The sequence below is a fragment of the Methylobacterium iners genome, assembly GCF_022179305.1.
GTDB lineage: Bacteria > Pseudomonadota > Alphaproteobacteria > Rhizobiales > Beijerinckiaceae > Methylobacterium > Methylobacterium iners.
Genome location: NZ_BPQP01000089.1, coordinates 1 through 22,435, shown reverse-complemented (window position 1 = coordinate 22,435; position 22,435 = coordinate 1). Strand labels below are relative to the sequence as shown.

At 69.3% G+C, this 22,435-nt stretch carries 24 protein-coding genes; 17 read left to right on the top strand and 7 right to left on the bottom strand.

The features are described 5' to 3' along the window. Positions 1 to 15 precede the first annotated feature (15 nt). A complete protein-coding gene (locus tag MFF55_RS23065) occupies positions 16 to 978 on the bottom strand; it encodes a beta-ribofuranosylaminobenzene 5'-phosphate synthase family protein (protein WP_238246457.1) in 963 nt (320 codons plus the stop codon). Between the two features lie 256 nt (positions 979 to 1,234). Here MFF55_RS23065 and MFF55_RS23060 point away from each other — a divergent pair, with 256 nt between their 5' ends. The 16 genes from MFF55_RS23060 to folK all read left to right on the top strand — a co-directional run bounded on the left by MFF55_RS23060 (position 1,235) and on the right by folK (position 15,058). After that, complete coding sequence (locus MFF55_RS23060) at positions 1,235 to 2,314, top strand: molybdopterin-binding domain-containing protein (RefSeq protein WP_238246456.1); 1,080 nt, start codon at positions 1,235 to 1,237, stop codon at positions 2,312 to 2,314. Beyond that, positions 2,308 to 3,948, top strand: a complete 1,641-nt coding sequence (locus tag MFF55_RS23055) for a formylmethanofuran dehydrogenase subunit A (protein ID WP_238246455.1) — start codon at positions 2,308 to 2,310, stop codon at positions 3,946 to 3,948. Before MFF55_RS23060 ends, MFF55_RS23055 begins: the two co-directional genes overlap by 7 nt. Before the next feature lie 5 nt (positions 3,949 to 3,953). Next, positions 3,954 to 4,904 (top strand): formylmethanofuran--tetrahydromethanopterin N-formyltransferase, encoded by a 951-nt coding sequence (gene fhcD, locus MFF55_RS23050; protein WP_238246454.1) that lies wholly within the window; start codon positions 3,954 to 3,956, stop codon positions 4,902 to 4,904. Then, complete coding sequence (locus MFF55_RS23045; protein WP_238246453.1) at positions 4,901 to 5,698, top strand: formylmethanofuran dehydrogenase subunit C; 798 nt, start codon at positions 4,901 to 4,903, stop codon at positions 5,696 to 5,698. The genes fhcD and MFF55_RS23045 overlap by 4 nt, the downstream gene beginning before the upstream one ends. A 285-nt stretch (positions 5,699 to 5,983) precedes the next feature. Beyond that, positions 5,984 to 6,190 carry a hypothetical protein gene (locus MFF55_RS23040; RefSeq protein ID WP_238246452.1) on the top strand — a complete coding sequence of 69 codons (207 nt, stop codon included), beginning with the start codon at positions 5,984 to 5,986 and terminating at the stop codon, positions 6,188 to 6,190. A 77-nt stretch (positions 6,191 to 6,267) separates the two neighbouring features. Next, positions 6,268 to 7,866: a sensor histidine kinase gene (locus MFF55_RS23035; protein ID WP_238246451.1), complete on the top strand. Its 1,599-nt coding sequence runs from the start codon at positions 6,268 to 6,270 to the stop codon at positions 7,864 to 7,866. Then, positions 7,863 to 8,567 (top strand): response regulator transcription factor, encoded by a 705-nt coding sequence (locus tag MFF55_RS23030; RefSeq protein ID WP_238246450.1) that lies wholly within the window; start codon positions 7,863 to 7,865, stop codon positions 8,565 to 8,567. Before MFF55_RS23035 ends, MFF55_RS23030 begins: the two co-directional genes overlap by 4 nt. 178 nt (positions 8,568 to 8,745) lie before the next feature. Beyond that, positions 8,746 to 8,835: a pyrroloquinoline quinone precursor peptide PqqA gene (gene pqqA, locus MFF55_RS23025; RefSeq protein WP_238246449.1), complete on the top strand. Its 90-nt coding sequence runs from the start codon at positions 8,746 to 8,748 to the stop codon at positions 8,833 to 8,835. 45 nt (positions 8,836 to 8,880) lie between these two features. Further along, on the top strand, positions 8,881 to 9,780 hold the full coding sequence (gene pqqB, locus MFF55_RS23020) for a pyrroloquinoline quinone biosynthesis protein PqqB (protein ID WP_238246448.1): 900 nt from the start codon (positions 8,881 to 8,883) through the stop codon (positions 9,778 to 9,780). A gap of 158 nt (positions 9,781 to 9,938) precedes the next feature. Then, complete coding sequence (gene pqqC / locus MFF55_RS23015; protein ID WP_238246447.1) at positions 9,939 to 11,021, top strand: pyrroloquinoline-quinone synthase PqqC; 1,083 nt, start codon at positions 9,939 to 9,941, stop codon at positions 11,019 to 11,021. After that, positions 11,018 to 12,163 (top strand): pyrroloquinoline quinone biosynthesis protein PqqE, encoded by a 1,146-nt coding sequence (pqqE, locus tag MFF55_RS23010; RefSeq protein ID WP_238246446.1) that lies wholly within the window; start codon positions 11,018 to 11,020, stop codon positions 12,161 to 12,163. The genes pqqC and pqqE overlap by 4 nt, the downstream gene beginning before the upstream one ends. After that, positions 12,160 to 12,876 (top strand): hypothetical protein, encoded by a 717-nt coding sequence (locus MFF55_RS23005; protein ID WP_238246445.1) that lies wholly within the window; start codon positions 12,160 to 12,162, stop codon positions 12,874 to 12,876. The genes pqqE and MFF55_RS23005 overlap by 4 nt, the downstream gene beginning before the upstream one ends. After that, positions 12,857 to 13,216 (top strand): hypothetical protein, encoded by a 360-nt coding sequence (locus MFF55_RS23000; RefSeq protein ID WP_238246444.1) that lies wholly within the window; start codon positions 12,857 to 12,859, stop codon positions 13,214 to 13,216. Before MFF55_RS23005 ends, MFF55_RS23000 begins: the two co-directional genes overlap by 20 nt. A gap of 158 nt (positions 13,217 to 13,374) precedes the next feature. Continuing rightward, the gene (gene folP, locus MFF55_RS22995) at positions 13,375 to 14,223 is read left to right on the top strand and encodes a dihydropteroate synthase (protein WP_238246443.1); all 849 of its coding nucleotides are present in this window, start codon (positions 13,375 to 13,377) and stop codon (positions 14,221 to 14,223) included. Next, a complete protein-coding gene (gene folB / locus MFF55_RS22990) occupies positions 14,220 to 14,588 on the top strand; it encodes a dihydroneopterin aldolase (RefSeq protein WP_238246442.1) in 369 nt (122 codons plus the stop codon). The genes folP and folB overlap by 4 nt, the downstream gene beginning before the upstream one ends. Then, on the top strand, positions 14,585 to 15,058 hold the full coding sequence (gene folK / locus MFF55_RS22985; RefSeq protein WP_238246441.1) for a 2-amino-4-hydroxy-6-hydroxymethyldihydropteridine diphosphokinase: 474 nt from the start codon (positions 14,585 to 14,587) through the stop codon (positions 15,056 to 15,058). Before folB ends, folK begins: the two co-directional genes overlap by 4 nt. Position 15,059: 1 nt before the next feature. Here folK and xoxJ read toward each other — a convergent pair whose 3' ends face one another. The 6 genes from xoxJ to MFF55_RS22955 all read right to left on the bottom strand — a co-directional run bounded on the left by xoxJ (position 15,060) and on the right by MFF55_RS22955 (position 21,625). After that, positions 15,060 to 15,914 carry a rare earth element methanol dehydrogenase accessory protein XoxJ gene (xoxJ, locus tag MFF55_RS22980; RefSeq protein WP_238246440.1) on the bottom strand — a complete coding sequence of 285 codons (855 nt, stop codon included), beginning with the start codon at positions 15,912 to 15,914 and terminating at the stop codon, positions 15,060 to 15,062. Continuing rightward, positions 15,914 to 16,513 (bottom strand): c-type cytochrome, methanol metabolism-related, encoded by a 600-nt coding sequence (locus MFF55_RS22975; protein ID WP_238246439.1) that lies wholly within the window; start codon positions 16,511 to 16,513, stop codon positions 15,914 to 15,916. Before MFF55_RS22975 ends, xoxJ begins: the two co-directional genes overlap by 1 nt. Positions 16,514 to 16,647: 134 nt before the next feature. Continuing rightward, complete coding sequence (xoxF5, locus tag MFF55_RS22970; RefSeq protein WP_238246438.1) at positions 16,648 to 18,450, bottom strand: lanthanide-dependent methanol dehydrogenase XoxF5; 1,803 nt, start codon at positions 18,448 to 18,450, stop codon at positions 16,648 to 16,650. A gap of 681 nt (positions 18,451 to 19,131) precedes the next feature. Next, positions 19,132 to 19,890, bottom strand: coding sequence for an ABC transporter ATP-binding protein (locus MFF55_RS22965; protein WP_238246437.1), 759 nt, complete (start codon positions 19,888 to 19,890; stop codon positions 19,132 to 19,134). After that, positions 19,871 to 20,608, bottom strand: a complete 738-nt coding sequence (locus MFF55_RS22960; protein ID WP_238246436.1) for an ABC transporter permease — start codon at positions 20,606 to 20,608, stop codon at positions 19,871 to 19,873. The genes MFF55_RS22965 and MFF55_RS22960 overlap by 20 nt, the downstream gene beginning before the upstream one ends. A 30-nt stretch (positions 20,609 to 20,638) precedes the next feature. Next, complete coding sequence (locus MFF55_RS22955) at positions 20,639 to 21,625, bottom strand: ABC transporter substrate-binding protein (RefSeq protein WP_238246435.1); 987 nt, start codon at positions 21,623 to 21,625, stop codon at positions 20,639 to 20,641. 226 nt (positions 21,626 to 21,851) lie between these two features. On the opposite strand from MFF55_RS22955, the gene MFF55_RS22950 reads away from it, so the two are divergent. Beyond that, on the top strand, positions 21,852 to 22,229 hold the full coding sequence (locus tag MFF55_RS22950) for a 4a-hydroxytetrahydrobiopterin dehydratase (RefSeq protein WP_238246434.1): 378 nt from the start codon (positions 21,852 to 21,854) through the stop codon (positions 22,227 to 22,229). Positions 22,230 to 22,435 lie beyond the last annotated feature (206 nt).

The following is a 22,435-nucleotide window of genomic DNA, read 5'->3' as shown; positions in this document are numbered from 1 at the left end:
CTACACCATCGCTCCTTAAAGCGCGGTGACCAAGGCCCCGGCATTGCGACCACGTGCAACCAGAAAGCGCAAGGGACCCGGCCGTTCCAGCCGCGCGACGAGGGCGCGGGCCTCCGCCTCGGAGGGCATGAGCGCGAAGCCGGTCGGCCCCCACGAGCTCTGTCCGTAGCCGGCCACGCCCTCGGCGGCGAGGGACGCCAGGACCTGGGCCACCACCGGGCTGGCATAGCGACCGCCCTGATGGGGCGCGAAGTGATCGCCGATCAGGCGCTGGATCGCGGTGATGCCCGCGCCGAAACCCTGCGGCTCGGCGGTCGCGGCGGCGGGCAGCACCTGCATCAGCACGGTCCGGCAGATCTCGGCGGCCTGGGCCTCGGGGAAGCGCGGCAGGTCGCGAAACGCCTCGAGCTCGCGGCTGCCGTGGACGCCGCGCATGCTCTCGTCGAGGATCAGAACGATGCGCCAGGCCTCCGGATAGGGGAGCCGCGCGATCACCGGCGGCGGGTCGCCGCTGCCATCGCGACCGCCGTCGACGATGAGGCCCCCATCCGTGAAGGCGGCAAGCCCGACGCCGGAGCGGTTGCCGCGGTCCAGCACGGCGGCGAAGGCGGCGGGCGAGAAGGCTTTTCCGTGGAGCCGCGCGAGCGACGCGGCGACGGCGAGCGCGAGCTGCGTGCCCGAACCGAAGCCGGCATGGGTGGGAATGGCTTGCTCGAGCTGGAAGGCGGCCCCGGCCTCGATCCCGAGATGGGTGGCCGCGGCGGCGGCATAGGCGCAGACCCGCTCGGCCTCAAGGCCTTCGACGGTCAGCTCCGGGCCGGCCTCGGCGGAGAGGCGCAGGGCCGGCCCGTCGACGGCGAGGCCGATGCTGCCGAAGCGCCGGCCGAGGCCGCCATGCAGGTCGAGGAACCCGAAATGCAGCCGGGCCGGGGCGCAGACCTCGACGCGCCTGGGCAAAGTGTCCGGGGCCTCCGCCACGACGATCCCCTTCGTCCTCGCACCTCTAGGGTGACGACCGCCCTGGCGCGCCGTCGAGCGGGCTTCTCCCACGGAGACGCGATGGCTCGCAAGCGCGCGGGTGCATTTGCAATTCGTGCATCCTGGCGCGGCTCGGGATGCCGGAAGCCCCCTCGGGGCTTGCTTGCGGCTTTGCGCGAATGCAAACGTGCCGAGAACGGGCGCGAGACCGGCGAAATCGGTCGACCGCCGCGCGTTTTTCCGAAGGTGAGGGTCGATGGCAGCCTGGGTGAAGGGGGGCGCGGCGGATGCGGACGCGGCGATCGATGCCGCGGCCGCGCTGCTCGCCCAGGCGCGCATGCCCGTCATCGCCGGCCTCTGCGCCGAGCTCTCCGCAATCCGCGCCGCCTATGGGCTCGCCGGCGCCATCGGCGCCTCGCTGGACCCTATCGCTGGTCCGAGCCTCTACGCCGAGCTCGGCTCGCTGAGCCGCAGCGGCGCGATGGGCACGACGCCGGCCGAAGCCATCGGCCGCGCCGACGCGCTGTTCGTCGTCGGCAACGCGCCCTGGGACCGGCCGATCGTCGCGAGCCTCGCCGAGGGCGGGCCGACGCGCGGCCGTGCGGCCGGGGCCGAGCGCACCATCCTGTCGCTCGGCGGCCCACGCAACGGCGCGACGCGGCACGTCGCCTACCCGGCCGAGCCCGGCGGGCTTGCCATCGCTATCGCCCATCTGCGCGCCTGCGCGAAGGGACATCTCGCGGACGAGACCGCCTATCACGACTTGGCGCGGCGCCTGTTCGCGGCGCAGTACGGCGTGGTGCTCTACGCGGCCGAGGAGGTCGGCGAGCACGGCGTCGAGATGCTCCAGGGCCTGATCAAGGACCTCAACGAGACCACCCGTTTCTTCTCGCTGCCGGTCTCGGACCCGTTCCAGGGCCGCGCGCTCCTCCAGCTCTCCGCCTGGACGACGGGCCAAGCGCCGCGCGTCGGGTTCGGCCGCGGGCTGCCCGAGCACGATCCCTGGCGCTTCGACGGCGCTCGTCAGGTCGCGTCCGGCGAGGCCGACGCCGCCCTCTGGCTCGCCTCCCTGCCCGCCCCCCGGCCGGATTGGCTGAGCCGCCTGCCCTCGATCGCCATCGTCGGCGAGGGCAGCGCCGACGCCACCGCCGACGCGGCGGAGATCGTCATTGCGGTCGGCGTGCCGGGCGCGAGCGCCGGCGGCGCCATCTGGGACGAGCGCCGCGGCGCCATCGCCTACATCCCCGCCTCCGGTCACGCCGCGGAACGCGACGCGGCGGCCGTGATCGAGGCCATCCGCGACCGCATCAACGCTGGGACACTCGCCGAATGCTGACCCGGATCTCTGGCGGCCGCGTGGTCGACCCGACCGCCGACCGCGACGGCGTCGGCGACGTCTGGATCGAGGACGGCCGCGTCGTCGCGCCTTCCGACCGCGCGCCCGACCGGACCATCGACGCGACGGGCTGCGTCGTGATGGCCGGCGGCGTCGAGGTGCATTCCCACATCGCGGGCGGCAACGTCGTGCTCTCGCGCCTGCTCCTGCCGGAGCTCTACGCGAGCGAGGCGGCGCCGGAGGGCCATCCCTTCGCCCATGCCGGCGGCTCGGCCGCCTGGATCGGGGCCAATTACGCGCGGATGGGCTACACCGTGGCCGTCGAGCCCGCGATGCCGCCGGCCAACGCGCTCGCGACCCAGCTCGAACTCGCCGACATCCCGCTCCTCGACCGCGGCGGCCTCGCCGTGATGGGCAACGACGACCAGCTCCTCGACCTCCTGCGCAAGCGCGAGGGCGGCAATGCCGTTCGCGACCTCGTGGCGCTCACCGTCGCGACCTCGCGGGCGCTCGGCGTGAAATGCATCAACGCGGGCGGCGCCTCGGCCTTCAAGGACGGCGTGCTGAAGCTCAGCCTCGACGACGAGATCCCCGTCTACGGGCTCTCGACGCGCAAGATCATGGGCGCGCTCCTCGATGCGGTGGAGGAGATCGGGGTGCCCCATCCGCTCCACGTCCATTGCAACAATCTCGGCCTACCGGGCGCCGACGATTCCTTCGTCGCGACCCTTGAGGCGGCCGAGGGGCGTCGCATCCACTTCGCGCATTCGCAGTTCTACGCCTACGCCGCGGCCGACCCCGAGAACCCGATGACGGGGGGCTTCCGCTCGGCGGCTTTGCGCCTCAACGAGGCCATGGCGCGCCATCCCAACGCCACCTACGACGTCGGCCAGGTCGCCTTCGGCCAGACCGTGACGATCTCTCTCGACATCCTGCGCCAGTTCGGCGGCCGGAAGGGCGCCAAGCCCAAGAAGTGGATCCTCAACGCGGGCGATGCCGAGGGCGGCGGCGTGGTGCCGTTCCTTTACCGCCCCCGCGGCCCGACGAGTTCCCTGCAATGGGCGATCGGCCTCGAGCTGATGCTGACCTCACCGGATCTCGAGCGCACCATCCTGACCACCGACCACCCGAATGGCGGCCCCTTCACGGAGTACCCGCGCATCATCCACTGGCTGATGGACAAGGAGGCCCGCGACCGCGAGATCGCGACCCTGCCCAAGGTCGTGGGCGAGCGCTCGACCCTGCCTGCCATCGAGCGGGAGCTGACCCTCCTCGACGTCGCGAAGCTGACCCGCTCCGGGCCGGCCAAGCTCCTCGGGCTCGACGATCGCGGCCACCTGCGCCCGGGCGCCCGGGCCGACGTCGCCCTCTACCGCGACGACCGCGACCGGACGGCGATGTTCTCGCGGGCGAGGCTCGTCCTCAAGGACGGCGCCGTCATCGTGGAGGACGGCGAGATCGTCGATTGGCGCTCCGGACGAACCCTGGAGCTCAGCGTCGAGTCGGACAAGGCGATGGAGAAGCGGACCGATGCCTACCTCTCGGACCGCTTCGGCGCCGGCTTGGAGAGCTTCGCGGTGCCCGATGCCGCCTTCCCGACCCCCGAGACCTTCCAAGACGTGGCCTGCCGGTGACCGGGATGTCTGATCTCACCCTCAACGGCATCCCGGTGATCGACACCTTCGCCGAGGCCTTCGACGTCGCCGGGACGGCGCTCATCATCACGAACGACACCGCCAAGTGGGCGATGATCGCGGCGACCGTCATGACCGGGTTCGCCACCTCCGTGATCGGCTGCGGCGCCGAGGCCGGCATCGACGCCGAACTCTCGCCTGAGGAGACGCCCGATGGGCGTCCCGGCGTGCGCGTGCTGCTGTTCGGCTTCGAGCCCAACGGGCTCAAGGACCAGCTCCTCAAGCGCGTCGGCCAGTGCATCCTCACCTGCCCCGGCACCGCCTGCTACGCCGGCGTCGAGGGCCCGACCAAGATCAAGCTCGGCGGCGCGATCCGCTATTTCGGCGACGGCTTCGCCGTGGCCAAGCGCCTGCCCGACGCGACCGGCAAGTCGCGGCGCTATTGGCGCATCCCGGTGATGGACGGCGAGTTCCTCTGCGAGGATTTCGTCCGGGCCGTCGACGGCGCGGTGGGCGGCGGCAACCTGCTCTTCCTCGGGCGCAACCACGCGGAGACGCTGAAGGTCGCCGAGATCGCGGTGGACGCAGCCCGCGCCGTGCCGGACGTGATCCTGCCCTTCCCCGGCGGCATCGTGCGCTCGGGCTCGAAGGTCGGAGCGCGCACCAAGGGCATGATGGCCTCCACCAACGACGCCTATTGCCCCACGCTGAAGGGCCGGGCCGGCTCCGAACTGTCGGCCGAGGTCGGCGTCGTCCTCGAAATCGTCATCGATGGACTGACCTCGCGCTCCGTCGCTGAATCGATGCGGGCGGGGCTCCACGCCGCGACGGCGGCGGGCGCCGCGCACGGGCTCGTCGCGGTGACCGCGGGCAATTACGGCGGCAATCTCGGCCGCCACCACTATCACCTCCGGGACCTGCTCGAGGCGCCGGCGAGCGCGGGGAACGCGGCATGAGTACCCTCACCCTGCGCGCCGCCCCGCCGGAGCGCCTCGACCTCCTGCGCGTCAATCCCTTGAGCCTGAGCGGCCTCTCCGTGGCGGAGGCGTCGCGCCTGCCCGTCGGCACGAGCCGGCGCGGCCTCCTCCTCGGTGATTGCTTCACCCTCGCCCTCGACGGATCGGACACCCTGACGATCGAGGGCGGCTCGGACCGCCTCGACCGGGTCGGCGCTTCCTTGAGCGGCGGGCATATCCGCGTCGTCGGCGATGTCGGGCAGCGGCTCGGGGAAGGCATGGTCGGCGGCACCCTCACGGTGACCGGCTCGGCCGGGCCCTTCGCGGGCTCCGGCGCCACCGGCGGCACCCTGACGATCGAGGGCGATGCCGGCGATCATGCCGGCGGCGCGGCCTACGCCGCCAAGGCCGGGCTCGACGGGGCGACGCTGGTGATCCGTGGCCGCGCCGGCAATTACCTCGGCGACCGGATGCGGCGCGGCCTCCTCGTCGTGGGCGAGGCGGGGGCCTTTGCGGGCTCGCGGATGATCGCCGGCACGATCGCGGCGGCGAGCGTCGGCGACCATCCGGGCTACGGCATGCGCCGGGGCACCATCCTCGCGCGCGCGCACGGCGCCATCGCCCCGAGCTTCGTCGAGACGGGCACGCACGACCTCGTCTTCCTGCGGCTCCTCGCCCGGTCGCTGCGCGCCTTGAGCCCGGCCCATGCCGACCTCGCGGCCGGCGCGCTCAAGCGCTACTCGGGCGACCTCGCGACGCTCGGCAAGGGCGAACTCTGGGTCGCCGCGGGCTGAACGCAGCTGCCGACACGGAGTTCGGGATAATCACGTGGACTCGTTGCGAAGCGGCGTAATCCGCCCGCCATCTGAGTGACTGGAATGATGGTGCAGGATTCGCGCGCAAATTGATCCGGTTCCGGACGTTGTTACGCATCCGGTGCGGCCACGAGCGCCTGTGTCGCGCACCGCACGAGATATGTTGCGTGTCTCAGCGCATTGGGTGACGATCCGCATCCGCACGCAGCTCTCGCGATAAAGCGAGGTCGCGCCTATGCGCATCTAGTCGCCAGGGCATCGCCGATGTTCATCCTGCTCTCCATCTGCCTCCTCTCGCAGCCCAGTCAGTGCCGGGAGGACCGCATCAGCCTTTCCTACGAAGCCTCGAATCCGATCGTCTGCCTGCGCACGGCGCAGAGCAGGCTCGCGGCATGGCAGGCCGCGCATCCCGAATGGCAGATCAATAGCTGGCGCTGCGCAGCGCGGGGCAGCCTGCCCAAGGACCTGTGAGGGGCGCCCCTCCTCGGCCTTGGCCAGGCGCGACGGCGGTGACATGGTCGGCGCCGCGCGACAGGGAACGGTGAAGGATGCGCTCGCTCAAGGCTCGGTTCGCGCTGCTGCTCGGTTCGACCGCGATCCTCGTCGTGCTCGCGGCCGTCGGAGCCCTTTGGTCGATCGGCGCGGCCGAGCGGACGATCGACCGCACCCTCGACGCGCAGGGACGGCTCGAGCTCCTGGTCGAGCTGTCGGGGCGCATGTCCCAGTACGGTCTCGCGGCGCTGGAGGCCGTCAGCAACCCGGACGCGCAGCCCGAGGGCCTCGCCCTCGCCCGCAGCCATGTCGACAAGGCCCTCGTCGCGGTCGACGAGGCGCTCGGCCGCAGCATCGCCGCGAGCGACGATCCCCTCGACCGGACACTCTACGCCGCGCGGACCCGGCCGCTGGCGCAGCTGCGCTCCGCCCGGGCCATCCTCGACCGCCAGGTTTCCCTGGTCCAGCGCCAGTCCGAGGACGAGAACCGCCGCAACGCCATCCGCGGGGCGCTGAACGGCTTCGGCGCGATGACCGGGCAGCCGCTCTCCTTCCTGATGGAGGTCGAGCGCCGGTCGATGATCGCGGGCTCCGAACAGGCCCGTGCCCTGTCCTCGCGGCTTCGCATGGTTTCGCTCGCCGCCGCCGTTCTCGCCCTCGGGATCGTGCTCGTGCTCTACCGGGCGGTGACCCGCCCGACGCTCGCCCGGATCGACGCGATCCGGCGGGCCGCCGGCGCCGTCGGCCGGGGCGAGCTCGACACGCGCCTCTCCGTCGCGACTCGCGACGAGCTCGGCCTGCTCGTGGCCAACTTCAACCGCATGGCCGCGCGCCTCGCCCGGCGCGAGGGCCGCCTCGCCGCCGACCGGGCCGCGCTGGAGGACACCGTGGCCGCCCGCACCACGGATCTGCGCGCGGCCAACGAACGGCTGGAGGCGGTCGACCGGTCGCGTCGACGCTTCTTCGCCGATGTCAGCCACGAGCTGCGCACGCCGCTCACCGTCATCCTCGGCGAATGCGATATCGCGGGCCGCTCGGCCGGGCGCGCCGTCGACCACGGGCCGGTCTTCGCGACGATCCGCAAGCGGGCCCAGCGCCTGCAGCGGCGGGTCGAGGACCTGCTGCGCGTCGCCCGCTCGGAATCGGGGCAGATCGAGCTCGACCGCCGGCCGACCGGTGCGCTCGCGATCCTCACCGACGCGGTGGACAGCATGGCCTCCGAGGCCTCGCGCCGCCGCGTCGCCCTCACCCTGGAGGCGGGCCGCGACGCCGACATTCTCGCCGATCGGGAATGGCTGCGGCAGGTGATGGAGAGCCTGATCGACAACGCGCTCCGCCACGCCACCGGCCTGACCCGCGTGGTCGTCGCCCTCGACACCACGGGGACGCGCGCCACCCTCACCATCGCGGATGACGGGCCGGGCTTTCCCGAGATCGGCGACGGCTTGTTCGAGCGCTTCCGGCGCGAGAGCCGATCGGGGGAAATCGGCTTCGGCATCGGCTTGGCACTGGCGCGCTGGGTGATCGAGCGGCATGATGGTGCGATCCGCCTCGAACACGGTCGACAGGGTGGCGCGCGCGTGGTGCTTGAAATGCCCCTGCTCGACCCTGCGACCGAGAAGAACGAAGGGCGGGAAAGGGAGGGCGTCGCATGACGCGCATACTGATCGTCGAGGACGACAGCGACATCCGCGCCATGCTGGCGCGCGGGCTCGAGGCGGAGGGCTTCTCCGTCGGCGTGGCGGGCTGCGTCGACGACGCCCTGAACGCGGCCCGCGACGACGCCCCGGAGGCCGTGGTCCTCGACATCACCCTGCCCGACGGCTCCGGCCACGACGTCTGCCGTTCGCTTCGCGAGGGCGGCTATCCTGGCCCGATCCTGTTCCTCAGCGCCCGCGACGAGGTCCGTGACCGCGCCGAGGGACTGGCGCTCGGGGCCGACGACTACATCGTGAAGCCCTTCGTCTTCGACGAGCTCCTTGCCCGCCTCCAGACGCACCTCCTGCGCCGCAAGGAATCGGAGGAGCCGCGCACCATCGTGACCGCCGGCAAGCTCATCCTCGATCTCAACATCCGGCAGGTCGCCTTCGCGGATGCGACCGCACGCCTCACGCCCCGCGAGGCGGAGCTTCTGGCCCTCCTGATGGATCAGGCCAACCAGCCGGTTTCGCGCGGCGACATCTTCGACAAGCTCTGGGGCAGCCAGGGCGGCCTCTCGCTGAATGTCGTCGATGTTTACGTAGGTTACCTCCGCACCAAGCTCTCGGATTTCGTGCGCTTCGGCGGCCCCGTGATCGTCACCGTGCGCGGCCGCGGCTTCATGCTGGACCTGCGCGGCAAGGACTTCCGGCATTAAAGGCTTGAGAGCTTTCTCAGAGGGATCCGGGACGATCCGGCAATTTAGCGCTTGAAGAGTCCCGCCAAATTGTCGATATAGCCGCTGCGACAGAAACCACTGCGCCGTCAGTATCTTACGATCTTCTTAAAGGGATCGCGCAGAGGCTGGCGTCTCATAGAAGTCTAGGAGAAACACCATGAAGTGGGCAGCCCCCGTCGTTTCCGAGATCTGCGTCGGCATGGAAGTCACGAGCTACGACTCGGCCGAGATCGATACCTTCAACTAAGGTGTTTCCGCCGAGGTCCGGGACTCGATTGGCATCGGTCAACCCATGCGCATCGTGATCCTCGGCTCGGCCGCGGGCGGCGGCCTTCCCCAGTGGAATTGCCGCTGCCCCATCTGCTCTCTGGCCCGCGCGGAACCCGCTCGCGTGCGTCCCCGGACCCAGTCGAGCATCGCGGTCTCCCCGGACGGGGAACGCTGGCTCCTGGTGAATGCCTCGCCGGACATCCGGCAACAGATTTCCGACAATCCGGTCCTGCATCCGCGCGGAGGCCTGCGGCACTCGCCGATCCACGCGGTGCTGCTGACGAACGGCGACGTCGACCACGTCGCGGGCCTCCTCACCCTGCGCGAGGGCCAGCCCTTCACCCTGTACGGCACCGCCGGCATTCTCGATTCCGTCAACGCCAACCGAGTGTTCGACGTGATGTCGGCCGACGTGGTGGCGCGCCGTCCGATCAGCCTTGGCCAATCCTTCGAGCCCGTGCCGGGCCTCACGGTCACGCTGTTCGCGGTGCCCGGCAAGGTTCCCCTCTGGCTGGAGGACGAGACCATGCAGATCGGTGCCGAGACCGAGACCACGGTCGGCGCGATGATCGAGGCGGGCGGGCGTCGCCTCGCCTACATCCCGGGCTGCGCCCGGGTCACGGACGATCTCAAGGCCCGCATCGCCGGCGTCGACGCGCTCCTCTTCGACGGCACCGTGCTCCTCGACGACGACATGATCCGGGCCGGGGTCGGTACCAAGACGGGCTGGCGCATGGGCCACGTGCCCATGACGGGCGAAGGCGGCTCGATCGCGGCCCTGGCCGATGTCGAGATCGGGCATCGCGTCTTCGTGCACATCAACAACACCAACCCGGTGCTGGTCGAGGATTCGGAGGAGCGCCGCCGGGTCGGGGCCGAGGGCTGGACCGTGGCCCATGACGGCCTGACCCTGAGCCTGTAGCGTCGCGTTCGGGTCCGGCAGGCCGCTGGAATTTTAGTGCCGGCGGTTTTATATGACGCACGATATAATCGCGTCACTGGCGTCGATGGCTTCCGGCGGCCTCGGCACCATCTAAAACCAAGAGTTCCGGGAAACGCTCAGACGGACGCGCCAACGCCATGACTGCACCTTTTCCGACCCCCGTCGCCGACGAGGCCCAGCGCCTGCTGACGCCCGAGGAACTCGAGGCGGCGCTCCGCGACATCGGCGCCCGCCGCTACCACAACCTGCATCCGTTTCACCGCCTGCTGCACGACGGCAAGCTGAACAAGGATCAGGTCCGGGCCTGGGCGCTGAACCGCTACTATTACCAGGCGATGATCCCGGTGAAGGACGCGGCGGTGCTTGCCCGGATGGAGGATGCGAGCCTTCGCCGGATCTGGCGCCAGCGCATCGTCGACCATGACGGCGACCATCCGGGCGACGGCGGCATCGAGCGCTGGCTCAAGCTCGCCGAGGGTGTCGGCTTCCGCCGCGACTACGTCGAGTCGACGCAGGGCATCCTGTCGGCGACCCGGTTCTCGGTCGATGCCTACGTGCATTTCGTGCGCGAGCGCTCGCTCCTCGAGGCGATCGCCTCCTCGCTCACCGAGATGTTCTCGCCGACCATCATCTCGGAGCGCGTCGCCGGGATGCTGAAGAACTACGACTTCATCACCAAGGACACGCTCGCCTATTTCGACAAGCGCCTCACCCAGGCGCCGCGGGATGCCGAGTTCGCCATCGAGTACGTGAAGCAGCACGCCACCACGCCCGAGCTGCAGCGCAAGGCGATGGCCGCGCTGACCTTCAAGTGCAACGTGCTCTGGACGCAGCTCGACGCCCTGTACTTCTCCTACGTCGCGCCTGGGCTGACCCCGCCCGACGCCTGGACGCCAGGCACGGGGCTCGTGCCGGAGGCGGCCGTGGCGCAGGCCCCCGGGACCGGCACCCTGGTGGCGACCGACGTGCCGCGGCTGCCCCGCGGCGTGCGGCTGCGCCGGGACGAGGTGCGCGGCCAGCACGTGCTGCTCGCGCCAGAGCGCACCTTCGACCTCGACGACAACGCGGTCGCCGTGCTCTCGCTCGTCGATGGAAGCCGCAGCGTCCACGACATCGCGGGTGCGCTGGCTGAGCAATTCGCCGCCGACCGCACTGTGATCGAGGCCGACGTGCTCGTGATGCTCAACGACCTCGCCGCCAAACGGGTGCTGGAGCGATGAACGCGCTGACGCCGAACGCCCCCGCCCTGCCGGCACCGGTCGGTCTCCTCGCGGAGCTGACCCATCGCTGCCCCCTGCGCTGTCCCTATTGCTCGAACCCGCTCGAACTCGACCGGCGCTCGGGCGAGCTCGACACGGCGACCTGGCAGCGCGTGCTGACGGAGGCCGCGGGCCTCGGCGTCCTCCACGTCCATCTCTCGGGCGGCGAGCCGACGGCGCGCAACGACATCGTCGAGATCACCGAGAGCTGCGCCAAGCTCGGCCTCTACTCGAACCTGATCACCTCGGGCGTCGGCGGCGCCCTGCAGAAGCTCGACGCGCTCTACGACGTCGGGCTCGATCACGTGCAGCTCTCCGTCCAGGGCGTGGACGCCGCGAACGCCGAGAAGATCGGCGGCCTGAAGAACGCGCAGCCCCAGAAGTTCGCCTTCGCTGAGCGCGTGACGCAGCTCGGCCTGCCGCTGACCCTCAACTCGGTGATCCACCGCGGCAACATCCACGAGGTCGAGGGTTTCATCGACCTCGCGGTGAAGCTCGGCGCCAAGCGCCTGGAGGTCGCGCACACGCAGTATTACGGCTGGGCCTACGTGAACCGCGCCGCCCTGATGCCTAACAAGGCCGATGTCGACCGCTCGATCCGGATCGTCGAGGCGGCGCGCGAGCGCCTCAAGGGCCAGCTCGTCATCGACCTCGTGGTGCCGGACTATTACGCGAAGTATCCCAAGGCCTGCGCCGGCGGCTGGGGCCGCAAGCTCATGAACGTGACGCCGGCCGGTAAGGTCCTGCCCTGCCACGCCGCCGAGACGATTCCCGGTCTTGAGTTCTGGTACGTCGCCGACCATTCGCTCGGTGACATCTGGGCGAACTCGCCGGCCTTCACCGCCTATCGCGGCACCGACTGGATGAAGGAGCCCTGCCGCTCCTGCGACCGGCGCGAGAAGGATTGGGGCGGCTGCCGCTGCCAGGCCCTGGCGTTGGCGGGCGACGCCGCCGCCACCGACCCGGCCTGTTCCCTGTCGCCGCTCCACGCCAAGGTGCGGGCGCTGGCGACCGAGGAGGCGGCCGAGAGCCCGCCCGACTACACCTATCGGACGATCGGCAGTAACGTTCGATCGCCGCTGAAGGAGGAAGCCCCGCTGTGAAGCCCGTCGTCATCGCCGCAGCCCTCTCGCTGCTGGGCCTGCCCGTCCTCGCGCAACAGGGCACGCCCGCGGCGGACGCGCCCGCCGTCACGAAAGCGAACACCACCAACCCGCCGAACGCCGCCGACGTGCTGTTCGAGCATCCGCAGATGAAGAACGTCGCGCCCGGTACCACGCTGAGCTACGCCTACCTGCGCCGCAGCGGCATCGAGAAGGCGCCGTTCGGGCCGCCGCTTCAGGATCAGATCCGCCTCAAGATCGAGCCCGGCAGCGCGGAGGACAACCGCAACATCCGCGTCGAGATGTTCTCAGGGATGAACCGCTTCCCCGCGGGTCCCTTCGAGGCGATGCCGGGCAATCCGGTGATGACGCTGTTCCTGGAGCACCATCTCCAGAAGCTCTCGGGGGTGTTGAAGAGCAACCCGCGCTATATCAAGACCGCGATCCGCAAGGCCCTGCGCGACAAGGCCGTGGTCACCCCGGTGCAGGTCGATTTCAAGGGTCGTCAGGTCGAGGCCTGGCGGATCGAAGCGGAGCCCTTCCTGGACGATCCGAACAAGGAACGCATGCGGGGCATGTCGAACCTGAAATACACCTTCGTCACCTCGACCTCGGTTCCGGGCGAACTGCTCTCCATCGAGGTGCAGTCCAAGGACGGGCAGGGCGGCGAACTCCTCGAGGAGCGGTTGAGCTATGATCAGAACGCTGGCTAAGGGCGCCCTCGCGGCCGCCCTGCTCGCCCTGCCCGCCGCGGCCGCCGAGCTCGAGAACGATTACCCGACCGAGACGCGGGCCGATTACATCTTCGGCTGCATGGCGGCCAACGGCCAGTCGCGGGAGGCTCTGTCTCGGTGCTCGTGCTCCCTCGACGCCCTGGCCTCGATCCTGCCTTACGACAAGTACGAGCAGGCCAACACGATCCTGTCCATGCGCCAGGGCATCGGGCAGCGCGCCACCAACTTCAAGGGCACCAAGGTCTTCGACGACAAGGTCGCGGATCTGCGCCGCGCCCAGGCCGAGGCCGAGATCCGCTGCTACCGCGGCGGGGTCTGAGCGGGCCGAGTCCTTCTCCCGCTCACGGGCGGCCCGGCCTCTCATCCGCCACCGCTTTCCCGCCCCCTCTCGGGGCGGGACAGCGGGCTTGCGAGACGAGACCTGACCCCCTGACGATGGTACGGCGTCGTTCCGTAAGATCGCGAGACCCCGTGCCGATGCCCTCCCCCGCCGCCCTTCACGCACTCCTGCCCGATCTCGGCCGGCGCGTGCTCGTCATGGGCATCCTCAACGTTACGCCGGATTCCTTCTCGGATGGCGGCCGCTTCGCGGGTGTCGCCGCGGCGCGAGCCCAAGCCGAGACCCTGGCACGGGAGGGCGCGGCCGTCGTCGATATCGGCGGGGAATCCACGCGGCCGGGGCACGTCCCGGTTTCAGCCGAGGACGAGCAGGCCCGCATCCTGCCCGTCATCCGTGACCTCGCTCCCCGCCTGCCCATCCCGATCTCGGTCGACACCTACAAGGCCTCGACGGCGCGCGTGGCGCTCGAGGCGGGCGCCCGCATCGTCAACGACGTTTGGGGTCTGCAGCGCGAGCCTGAGATCGCCACCGTCGCGGCCGCCCACGGCGCTCCGGTCATGGTGATGCACAACCGCGAGACGATCGAGCCCGAGATCGACATCGTCGCCGACATGCTCCGCTTCTTCGAGCGATCGCTCGCCATCGCCCGCCGCGCCGGCATCCCGGATTCCGACATCGTGCTCGATCCCGGCATCGGCTTCGGCAAGAGTTGGGCGCAGCATCTCGAGGCCCTCAGGCGCCTGCCCGAGATCGTGGCTTTGGGCTTTCCCGTCCTCGTCGGCGTCTCGCGCAAGTCCCTCCTCGGGCGCCTGCACAATGCCGAGACGGTGCCGGCCGACCGGTTGTTCGGCTCGATCGCGAGCCACGTGCTGGCCGGGACCCTCGGCGCAGCGATCGTGCGCGTCCACGATGTCGCCGCGCATGTCGATGCGCTCAGGGTGGTGGACGCCGTGATGCGGCCGCAGGCGGCGTCACCCGCGTCATGAGCGACTGCATCCTCGTCCAGCGCATCGCCGTCTTCGCCTATCATGGGCTGCTGGAGGAAGAGGCGCGCCTCGGCCAGCGCTTCTACATCTCCCTCGATTGCCGCCTCGACCTCGGCCAGGCCGGGCGCAGCGACGACGTGGCCCACACGGTGAGCTACGCCGACCTCACGGCGATCGCGATACGGATCGCCACGCAGCGGCGCTTCGCCCTGATCGAAGCGCTCGCCGAGGCGATCGCGGCCGAGATCCTGGACGGCTTCCCCCTGCTCCAGGCGGTGAGTGTGCGCGTCGACAAGCCGAGCGCCCCCGTCCCCGCTGCGATCGAGGGCGTCGCCGTCGAGATCACCCGGACGCGCAATCGGTGACGGCCGCCTATCTCGGGCTCGGCAGCAATGTCGGAGACAAGGCCGCGATGATCGCCGAGGCCGTGGCGCGGCTTGCCGCGACGCCGGGCATCGCCGTTACCGCGCGCTCCGGCGACTACCGGACTCCGCCCTGGGGAGACACCGATCAGGACTGGTTCCTCAACGCGGCGCTCGCCGTGGAGACGACGCTGTCGCCCCACGATCTCCTGGAGGCGGGGCTCGCCATCGAGACGGCGCTCGGGCGGGTGCGAGAGCGGCGCTGGGGACCGCGGGTCATCGATATCGATGTGCTGTCCTACGCCGGCGCAGAGGTTTCCGATGCTCGCCTCGTCCTGCCGCACCGCTTCGTGCGCGAGCGTGCCTTCGTGCTCGTGCCCCTGGCGGAAATCGCGCCCGACCTGATGATCGGGCCCGAGACCGTCGCACAGGCCCTGGCCAAGCTCGACGCCAGCGGCATCGAGCGGGTCTGACTCAGGGCTTGCTCGGCTCGAGGAGCTTGTTGCCCTCTTCCTCGAGCAACGGCACCTCGAACTCCCGCAGCACCGCCTCGATGTCCGCCCGGCGCTTGCGCAGGACGTTATTAAGGAGCCGCTTCCAGTCGTTCTCCTCAATGCGCACGCCCATGGCGATGCGGAAGGTCAGCGGCGGCCGGTCCGGCTCCTGCAGGAGCGGAACGACGTCCATCGGCACGCCGCTCTGCTTGGCCAGCCAGCCCGCAGCGGGCCCCCAGAGAACCGCCGCTTCGATGCGACCGCCGGCGAGGTCGGCGATCACCTCGGCCGACACCGTCTGGTACTTGTGGGAGGGATCGAACTGGTAGGGCGCATAGGCCTTCATCGAACTGATCAGCCCGACCTCGCCCATCCGGTTCACGGGGGGCGTGCCGCCGATGACGCCGATCGACTTGCCCTTGAGCTTCGGATCGTCGAGCCGCTCCACGCCCGCCAGCTCACCCCGTCGGGAGACGAGAACGTAAGCTGAGCGATAATAGGGGTTGGTCGCCTGCACGAGTTCGGCGCCCGCTGCCGATCCCACGATCAGGTCGCACAGGCCCGTGCCGAGGGTGTTGCGGACGAAGCCCGGGCCTTGCCCGAGCCAGTAGTAGCGGACCTTGACCTTGAGCTCGTCGGCGATGATCGCGGCGATCCGGTTCTCGAACCCGTCCTCCTTGCGCTGCGAGAACGGCATGTTGGCCGGATCGCCGCAGATGCGCAGGACATCGGTGGTGACGAGGTCGGGAAGGTGTTGTGCCTGCGCGGTTCGCGCTCCTGCCGTCATCAGCAGGAGCGCGAGCACGGCACTCGTCCAGGGTCCTGAGCGCATCATCAGCCGCCCAGGCACTCCTTCTCGGCCTTCTTGGCGGCCTCGGGCTTGTCTTCCTTGTCGCCCGGCCGGACGCGCGGCATCGCGCCCGAGGCGCGGGCCTTCAGGTAGACGTAAAGGTCGTCGGCGTAGCACATGACATTCTTGTTATCGCCGAACGACGGCATCACGCTCTGGCCGCCCGCGCTGGAGTTCTGCTGGCCGCCAGCCAGGATGCCGATGAACTGCTCGTAGGAGATGCGCTTCAGCGAGTCCTTCAGGGCCGGCGCGTAGGTCGAACCCATGGCGTCGGGACCGTGGCAGACATGGCACTCGGCGTGGTAGCGGCGGTAGCCGGAATAGGCATACCAGTCGAACTTCTTGCCATCGTTCGTGATGTGGTAGGTCGGCGCACCTTCCTTATCGACGTACTTGCCGTCTTCCACCTTCACGGCCGCGAACTTGTCGAGGAGCTGCGGATCATGGCCGCTCGCCTGGCTCTGGTCGAGCTGGTTGGCGAGTGCTGCGTCGGCCGGCTTGGCGTTCTGTGCGATCGCCGGGATCGTGGCGAGGGCAAGGACGGCCGCGAGCGGCGCGATGACGGCTTTGCTTAAGTACTGCAACGACGTTTCTCCCAGGGACATTCCGTCTGGCCTTCGGCGGTGACGGTTAGCTTTGTTGACCGCAGTCTAATCATAAAGATGCCGGCGCGGGAACCCGCGCCGGCACCGTAACTCAGGTGGTTTCGTGCGACCGATTAGTTCGGGAGCGCGAAGACCGTGAGCTGACCACCGAGGTTGGTGTAGTTCGAGAGGGCTGCGTAGCCACCCACCGCACCGAGGCCGGCGTTCGGGTCGGTCAGGCCGGCCGCGAGGCCGATGCCGGCCCAGCCACCGACACCCGACAGGATGCCGACGTACTGCTTGCCCTTGTGCTGGTAGGTCATCACGTTGCCGATGATGCCCGACGGGGTCTTGAACTTGTAGAGTTCCTTACCCGACTTGGCGTCGACGGCCTTCAGGTAGCCTTCGAGCGTGCCGTAGAAGACAACGTCACCGGCCGTGGCGAGCGCGCCGCCCCAAGCCGAGAACTGCTCCGGGTTCGACCAAACGATCTTACCCTTGATGTTGTCCCAGGCGATGAAGTTGCCCATGCCGCCGTGGCTGCCGGGGGCCGGGTACATCGCCAGCGTCGCACCGACGTAGGGCTGGCCCGGGGTGTAGGTCACCCGGAACGGCTCGTAGTCCATGCAGACGTGGTTGGTGGGCACGTAGAACAGGTTGGTCTTGGGCGAGAACGCCGCCGGCTGCTGGTCCTTGGAACCGAGAGCCGCAGGGCAGATGCCCTTGGAGTTCACGTCCTCACCGTTCTGCTCGGTGGAGTACTTGGCGACGACGAGGGGGCGACCGTAGTTCTTGGAGCCCTTGTCCATGTCGACCTTGGAGACCCAGTTCACTGCCGGATCGTACTTCTCGGCGACGAGAAGCTCGCCGGTCGTGCGATCGAGGGTGTAGCCGAGGCCGTTGCGGTCGAAGTGGGTGAGGAGCGTACGATCCTTGCCATCGATCTTCTGATCCGTGAGGATCATCTCGTTGATGCCGTCGTAGTCCCACTCGTCATGCGGGGTCATCTGGTAGACCCATTTGGTCATGCCCGTGTCGACGTCACGCGCCCAGATGGACATGGACCACTTGTTGTCGCCCGGACGCTGCTTGGGGTTCCAGGTCGAGGGGTTGCCCGAGCCGTAGTACATGAGGTTCAGCTTGGGGTCGTAGGAGAACCAGCCCCAGGTGCAGCCGCCGCCGGTCTTCCACTGATCGCCTTCCCAGGTCTTCAGCGAGGAGTCCTTGCCGATCGGCTTGCCGAGCGAGGTGGTCTTCTCGGGGTCGACGAGCATGTCGGCGTCCGGGCCCTGCGAGTGGCCGCGCCACACCTTCTTGCCCGTCTTGGAGTCGTAGGCGGTGACGTGGCAGTTCACGCCGAACTCGCCACCCGAGATGCCGACGATGATCTTGTCCTTCACCGGCAGAACCGTCGCGGTGTTGGTCTCGCCCTTCTTCGGGTCGCCGTTCACGGCCGACCAGTTCACCTTGCCCGACTTGGCGTCGAGCGAGACGACCGTGGTGTCGGCCTGGTGCAGGATGACGGCGCCGTCGGCGTAGGCGAGACCACGGTTGACCGTGTCACAGCACATCACCGGGATGACGCTCGGGTCCTGCTTGGGCTCGTACTTCCAGGCGATCTTGCCGTCCTGGTCGAGATCCAGGGCGTACACGATGTTCGGGAAGGGGGTGTGGACGTACATCATGTTGCCGACGACGAGCGGGGAGCCCTCGTGGCCGCGCAGCACGCCCGTCGAGAACGTCCAGGCCACCTGGAGGTTCTTCACGTTGCCGGCGTTGATCTGGTCGAGCTTCGAAAAGCGGGTGTTGGCGTAGTCGACGGTCTGGAGCACCTGCTCGGCCGGGTTGGCCGTGCGCTTCAGAACGTCTTCGTTGGCGAGGACGGGGGCCGAAGCCACCAGACCGGCGCCGAGTGCGAGAAGATGAACCGCTCTCATGCATTCCTCCGACAGGTCTTTACAGCCGTTGTCCGCTCGGTTGAGCAGCGTGTCCGGTGCGACCTGCTGTTTGCGACAGGGACTGATCCGCTTCGATGGCTTTCCGCAACCCTTTGCACCAGCGCGATTATTCGCTGAGCAAGAAATTGCCTGGCCGAGTTCCGCTGTCCCTTTGCGGCGCCCCTCGAGACCGAAGCTTGAACGAACTCTAAGAAAAAAAATTCGACGGCGTCAACACGCTCCACCGGCGCCGGCGGCGCTTACGATCAAGTTTCAGTTACTCGTTTGAGGCGGGATCGACGGGTTATCGCTGCGCAGCAAATCGTGCTGCGCTGCAAAATTCAGTTCAGCCATCAAAAATACTTTTCATCGTTCCAGCTTCACCTCCATGCGCCGAAGGCATGCTGCTTCCGTGATCAAGCTACCTGTATGCTCTGCACGGCAGATGGGTGCCGCGTTCATCCCGACGGATGCCACCGGCACAGGTATGCCAGGTCTGGCGTCGCAATATCTTTCCGCTGGCCTGCATGCTGGTATTCCAATTCGCCGGGGGCTGCGGATCGCAGGGACGCGCAATTCAATCGACCGTGCGCTTTCTCGCCGCATCGGTGCGGGGGGCGTGAAGACCGGGGAGAAGGGCTGACGGAGCCCTCTGCAGGAGGCAGGATGGTGCTCCTTTCCTCAGGCCGCGATGACCCCGGGATAGCGAATCGCAAGGTCGCGGCGGGTCGCGTCGGCCCAGGCGCGGTCTCGCTGGCCGCGCGGGAGTGCTAACGGCACGGTCGCGGTCAGGCTCGCGGGTCGCGGCGAGAGCAGGATCAGCCGGTCGGCGATCTCGATGGCTTCGGCGACATTGTGCGTGACCATCAGCACGCTGACCCCGGCCCGCTCCACCGTCTCCACCACGATGGCGCGGAGGGCAGCCGCGGCCGCGTCGTCCAGGGAGACGAAGGGCTCATCGAGGACGAGGATGCGGGGCTGCAGCGCCAGGGCCCGGGCCAGGGCCACCCGCCGTGCCATGCCGAGCGAGAGCGCGCCGGGAAAACGTCCGCGCCAGGGCGTCAGGCCCAGGGAGGCGAACAGCGCGTCGAGGTCGCGCCCACGCTCCGGACGCGGCAGGGCGAGGCGGACGTTCTGCTCGACGGTCCGCCAGGGCAGCAGGCGCGGTTCCTGGAAGACCATGCTGATCCCCGCCTGGGCCGGGTCGGGCGTGACCGATCCGTCGTAGTCGGGGTCGAGCCCGAGCAGGATGCGCAGGGTCGTGGTCTTGCCGGCACCCGAGGGACCGATCAGGCAGGTGATCTCCGCCCGGTTCAGGCTGAAGGCGAGGTCGTGCACCGCCTCCACGGGCTCGCTCCCGCCGGCACCGTAGACCTTGCGGCGGATCGCGACCGACAGGACCGGGGCGTCGGCCACCGCCTCAGCGCCAGCGGCGGACATAGGCTTCGAGCCTCTGCAGGAGGAGGATGTCGATGGCGATCATCACGCTCATGAAGACGACGCTGTAGCCGATGATGGCCGCCACGTTCAGGTTCTGCACGAAGTAGAAGTTGATGGCGAAGCCGACGCCGTTGGGGCGCCCGAGCAGCTCGATGACCAGGACGATCTTCCAGGCGAGCGACAGGCCCGAACGCGCGGCCGCGACGGCGAAGGGCTGGAGCTGCGGGATGAGGACGTGGGCGATCCAGGTTCGTCGGTCGAAGCGGTAGGTCCGCGCCATCTCCTCCAGCCCGGGATCGAGGCCGCGCGCGCCCTCGCGCATGATGACGGCGACGTTGGGCAGCTTGTTGAGGACGACCGCCAGCACCGCCGCGGCCTCGTTCAGCCCGACCCAGATATAGGCGAGCACGGTGATCACGAGGGCCGGGGTGTTCAGCAGGATCAGGAGGGGCGTGTCGAGGGCGAGGTTGAGGGCCTTCGAGCGCCCGAGCGCGATGCCGAGCATGACGCCGAGCAGCATGGCGAGGAGGAACGACACCGCGACCCGCGCGAGGGTGACGCCGACATTGAAGCCGAGGTCGCCGCTTTCCGCCTCCATGCGGATGAAATCGAGGATGGTCAGGGGCGCCGGCAGCAGGCGCGATCCGGCGAGCGACGCGGCGACCTGCCAGGCCGTCAGCAGCACGAGGACCGAGACGAGACGGGTGGCGAAGCCCATGCCGGTCAGGGCCGCGTCCGCAGGTTGCCGTCAGCCATTCCCCGGACCGTCATAGTAGAGACCGGCCGGCAGGGTCGCGCCCGAGCCGACGAGCTTCTCGCCGCCGAGCCGCGACAGCACCCCGTAGAGCCGCTCGCCGTCGCCGCGCTCCGTCGCGATGGGCCGGCGCGGGATACCGGCGAGGAAGTCGCGCTTCAACGCCTCGAAGGTCGGCTCGTCGTCGGCCGACATCAGCGGCCGCACGATGGACCAGGCGGAGGGATCGCTGGCGAGCAGGTCCTTCGCCGCCTTGGAGGCGCGTGCGAAGCCCGCGACCGCCTCGGCCTTCGCCTGCAGGTTGGCGCCCTCGAACAGGTAGCCGATGAGCGCGATCGACCCCGTCGCGCCGAAGGCGCGCATGATCTCATCCGAACCGATGAGGCGCTTGAAGCCCTTGGGCTCCAGGCGCGCGCAATAGGTCCAGTACAGGAGCCCGGCGTCGAGCTCTCCCTGTTCGAGCTTGAGGGTGATCAGCGGCGGCGCTCCGAAGGCGATCTGCGCGGTCTTCTCGAGATCGATGCCGGCCGTATCGCGGGCCTTGGCCTTGAGGAGGAGCCAGTTCTTGTCGAGCGGCCCGCCGGCGACCCCGAGCCGCTTGCCGGCGAGGCCCTTCAGGTCCGTGATGCCGCTAGCCCCCGGCACCATCAGGGCGCCCTCGGTGGTGGAATAGGGAAAGAAGCGGATCGCCCGGCCCTCGTTGCCGAGGCGGGCGGCCCAGAGCAGGTCGCCGACGATGGTGTCGACCTGGCCGCCGAGGAAGGCGATGCGGGCCGCGTCGTTGCCGGCGAGCTTCACGATGTCGAGGGTGAAGCCGTTCGCCGCGTCGAGGCCGCGCGCCTTGATGACGGCGGCCTCCCAGGAGACCGTGCCGAAGGGAAGGCTTCCGACCCGGATCGTGCCGGGCGCCGCGCGGGCGACGCGGGGCGTGAGTGCGGGCGCGAGCGCCAGGGTGGCGAGCAATCCGCGCCGCGACAGCATGGCGTCCCTCCCTGTTTCGTTCGCGACCGCCTCCGCGCTGGCGCGCAGGGCGATCCGTTGGGGTCGTGCATAGGGCCTCGCAGGGGCGGCGTCCACAGCCCGCCCTCGCGAAACCGGCGCACGATTGTGTTGCGCGCGTCGCACCCCCGCCGGCCTGCCCATCTTGCGCGGCCACCGCCGTCGCGGCAGGGTCCGGGCGATCGATCATCGCAGGGGGGAACGTGACATGGCCGGACAGCGTGAGGACGTCCTCGATCCAGGGATGATCGCCGAGCGGCTCAAGAGCGAGCTGCCGCACTGGATCTTCGAGGACGGCTGGATCAAGCGCACCTACAAGACCGCGAGCTGGAAGGGCACGCTCATGGTCATCAACACGGTGGGCCACCTCGCCGAGGCGGCCTGGCACCATCCCGACCTCACGGCCTCCTACGCCTGGGTCGAGGTGCGGCTGACCAACCACGCCGCCAAGGGCGTCACCGAGAAGGATTTCGCGCTGGCGCGCAAGATCGAGGAGGTGGTCGGCTGGAACCCGGGCGCCGAGGGCGGTTCGCTCGACGGCACGCCGAGCGACCCGCGCTTCGCCTACATCAAGTACGACAGGTGATTTCGGTTTCGGTTCACGGGTTCGGTGGAGGGCATCCCCTCTCCCCGCCGCGCGGGGAGAGGGCCTTGCCGACCCCGTCGTCGGCAAAGCGAGGCGGCAGCCGAAGGTGAGGGGGCTTCCTCGGAGGAGCCACACGCGAAGAGACCCCCTCACCCTCGCTCCGCTCGTCGCATGGACGACGGGGTCCATGCGACCCTCTCCCCGCC

What these genes read in the sequence shown, in the direction of transcription:
- MFF55_RS23060 (WP_238246456.1), top strand. Translation starts at nt 1,235, where the DNA reads ATGGCAGCCTGGGTGAAGGGGGGCGCGGCGGATGCGGACGCGGCGATC.
- MFF55_RS23055 (WP_238246455.1), top strand. Translation starts at nt 2,308, where the DNA reads ATGCTGACCCGGATCTCTGGCGGCCGCGTGGTCGACCCGACCGCCGAC.
- fhcD (WP_238246454.1), top strand. Translation starts at nt 3,954, where the DNA reads ATGTCTGATCTCACCCTCAACGGCATCCCGGTGATCGACACCTTCGCC.
- MFF55_RS23045 (WP_238246453.1), top strand. Translation starts at nt 4,901, where the DNA reads ATGAGTACCCTCACCCTGCGCGCCGCCCCGCCGGAGCGCCTCGACCTC.
- MFF55_RS23040 (WP_238246452.1), top strand. Translation starts at nt 5,984, where the DNA reads ATGTTCATCCTGCTCTCCATCTGCCTCCTCTCGCAGCCCAGTCAGTGC.
- MFF55_RS23035 (WP_238246451.1), top strand. Translation starts at nt 6,268, where the DNA reads ATGCGCTCGCTCAAGGCTCGGTTCGCGCTGCTGCTCGGTTCGACCGCG.
- MFF55_RS23030 (WP_238246450.1), top strand. Translation starts at nt 7,863, where the DNA reads ATGACGCGCATACTGATCGTCGAGGACGACAGCGACATCCGCGCCATG.
- pqqA (WP_238246449.1), top strand. Translation starts at nt 8,746, where the DNA reads ATGAAGTGGGCAGCCCCCGTCGTTTCCGAGATCTGCGTCGGCATGGAA.
- pqqB (WP_238246448.1), top strand. Translation starts at nt 8,881, where the DNA reads ATGCGCATCGTGATCCTCGGCTCGGCCGCGGGCGGCGGCCTTCCCCAG.
- pqqC (WP_238246447.1), top strand. Translation starts at nt 9,939, where the DNA reads ATGACTGCACCTTTTCCGACCCCCGTCGCCGACGAGGCCCAGCGCCTG.
- pqqE (WP_238246446.1), top strand. Translation starts at nt 11,018, where the DNA reads ATGAACGCGCTGACGCCGAACGCCCCCGCCCTGCCGGCACCGGTCGGT.
- MFF55_RS23000 (WP_238246444.1), top strand. Translation starts at nt 12,857, where the DNA reads ATGATCAGAACGCTGGCTAAGGGCGCCCTCGCGGCCGCCCTGCTCGCC.
- folP (WP_238246443.1), top strand. Translation starts at nt 13,375, where the DNA reads ATGCCCTCCCCCGCCGCCCTTCACGCACTCCTGCCCGATCTCGGCCGG.
- folB (WP_238246442.1), top strand. Translation starts at nt 14,220, where the DNA reads ATGAGCGACTGCATCCTCGTCCAGCGCATCGCCGTCTTCGCCTATCAT.
- xoxJ (WP_238246440.1), bottom strand. Translation starts at nt 15,914, where the DNA reads ATGATGCGCTCAGGACCCTGGACGAGTGCCGTGCTCGCGCTCCTGCTG.
- xoxF5 (WP_238246438.1), bottom strand. Translation starts at nt 18,450, where the DNA reads ATGAGAGCGGTTCATCTTCTCGCACTCGGCGCCGGTCTGGTGGCTTCG.
- MFF55_RS22965 (WP_238246437.1), bottom strand. Translation starts at nt 19,890, where the DNA reads ATGTCCGCCGCTGGCGCTGAGGCGGTGGCCGACGCCCCGGTCCTGTCG.
- MFF55_RS22960 (WP_238246436.1), bottom strand. Translation starts at nt 20,608, where the DNA reads ATGGGCTTCGCCACCCGTCTCGTCTCGGTCCTCGTGCTGCTGACGGCC.
- MFF55_RS22955 (WP_238246435.1), bottom strand. Translation starts at nt 21,625, where the DNA reads ATGCTGTCGCGGCGCGGATTGCTCGCCACCCTGGCGCTCGCGCCCGCA.
- MFF55_RS22950 (WP_238246434.1), top strand. Translation starts at nt 21,852, where the DNA reads ATGGCCGGACAGCGTGAGGACGTCCTCGATCCAGGGATGATCGCCGAG.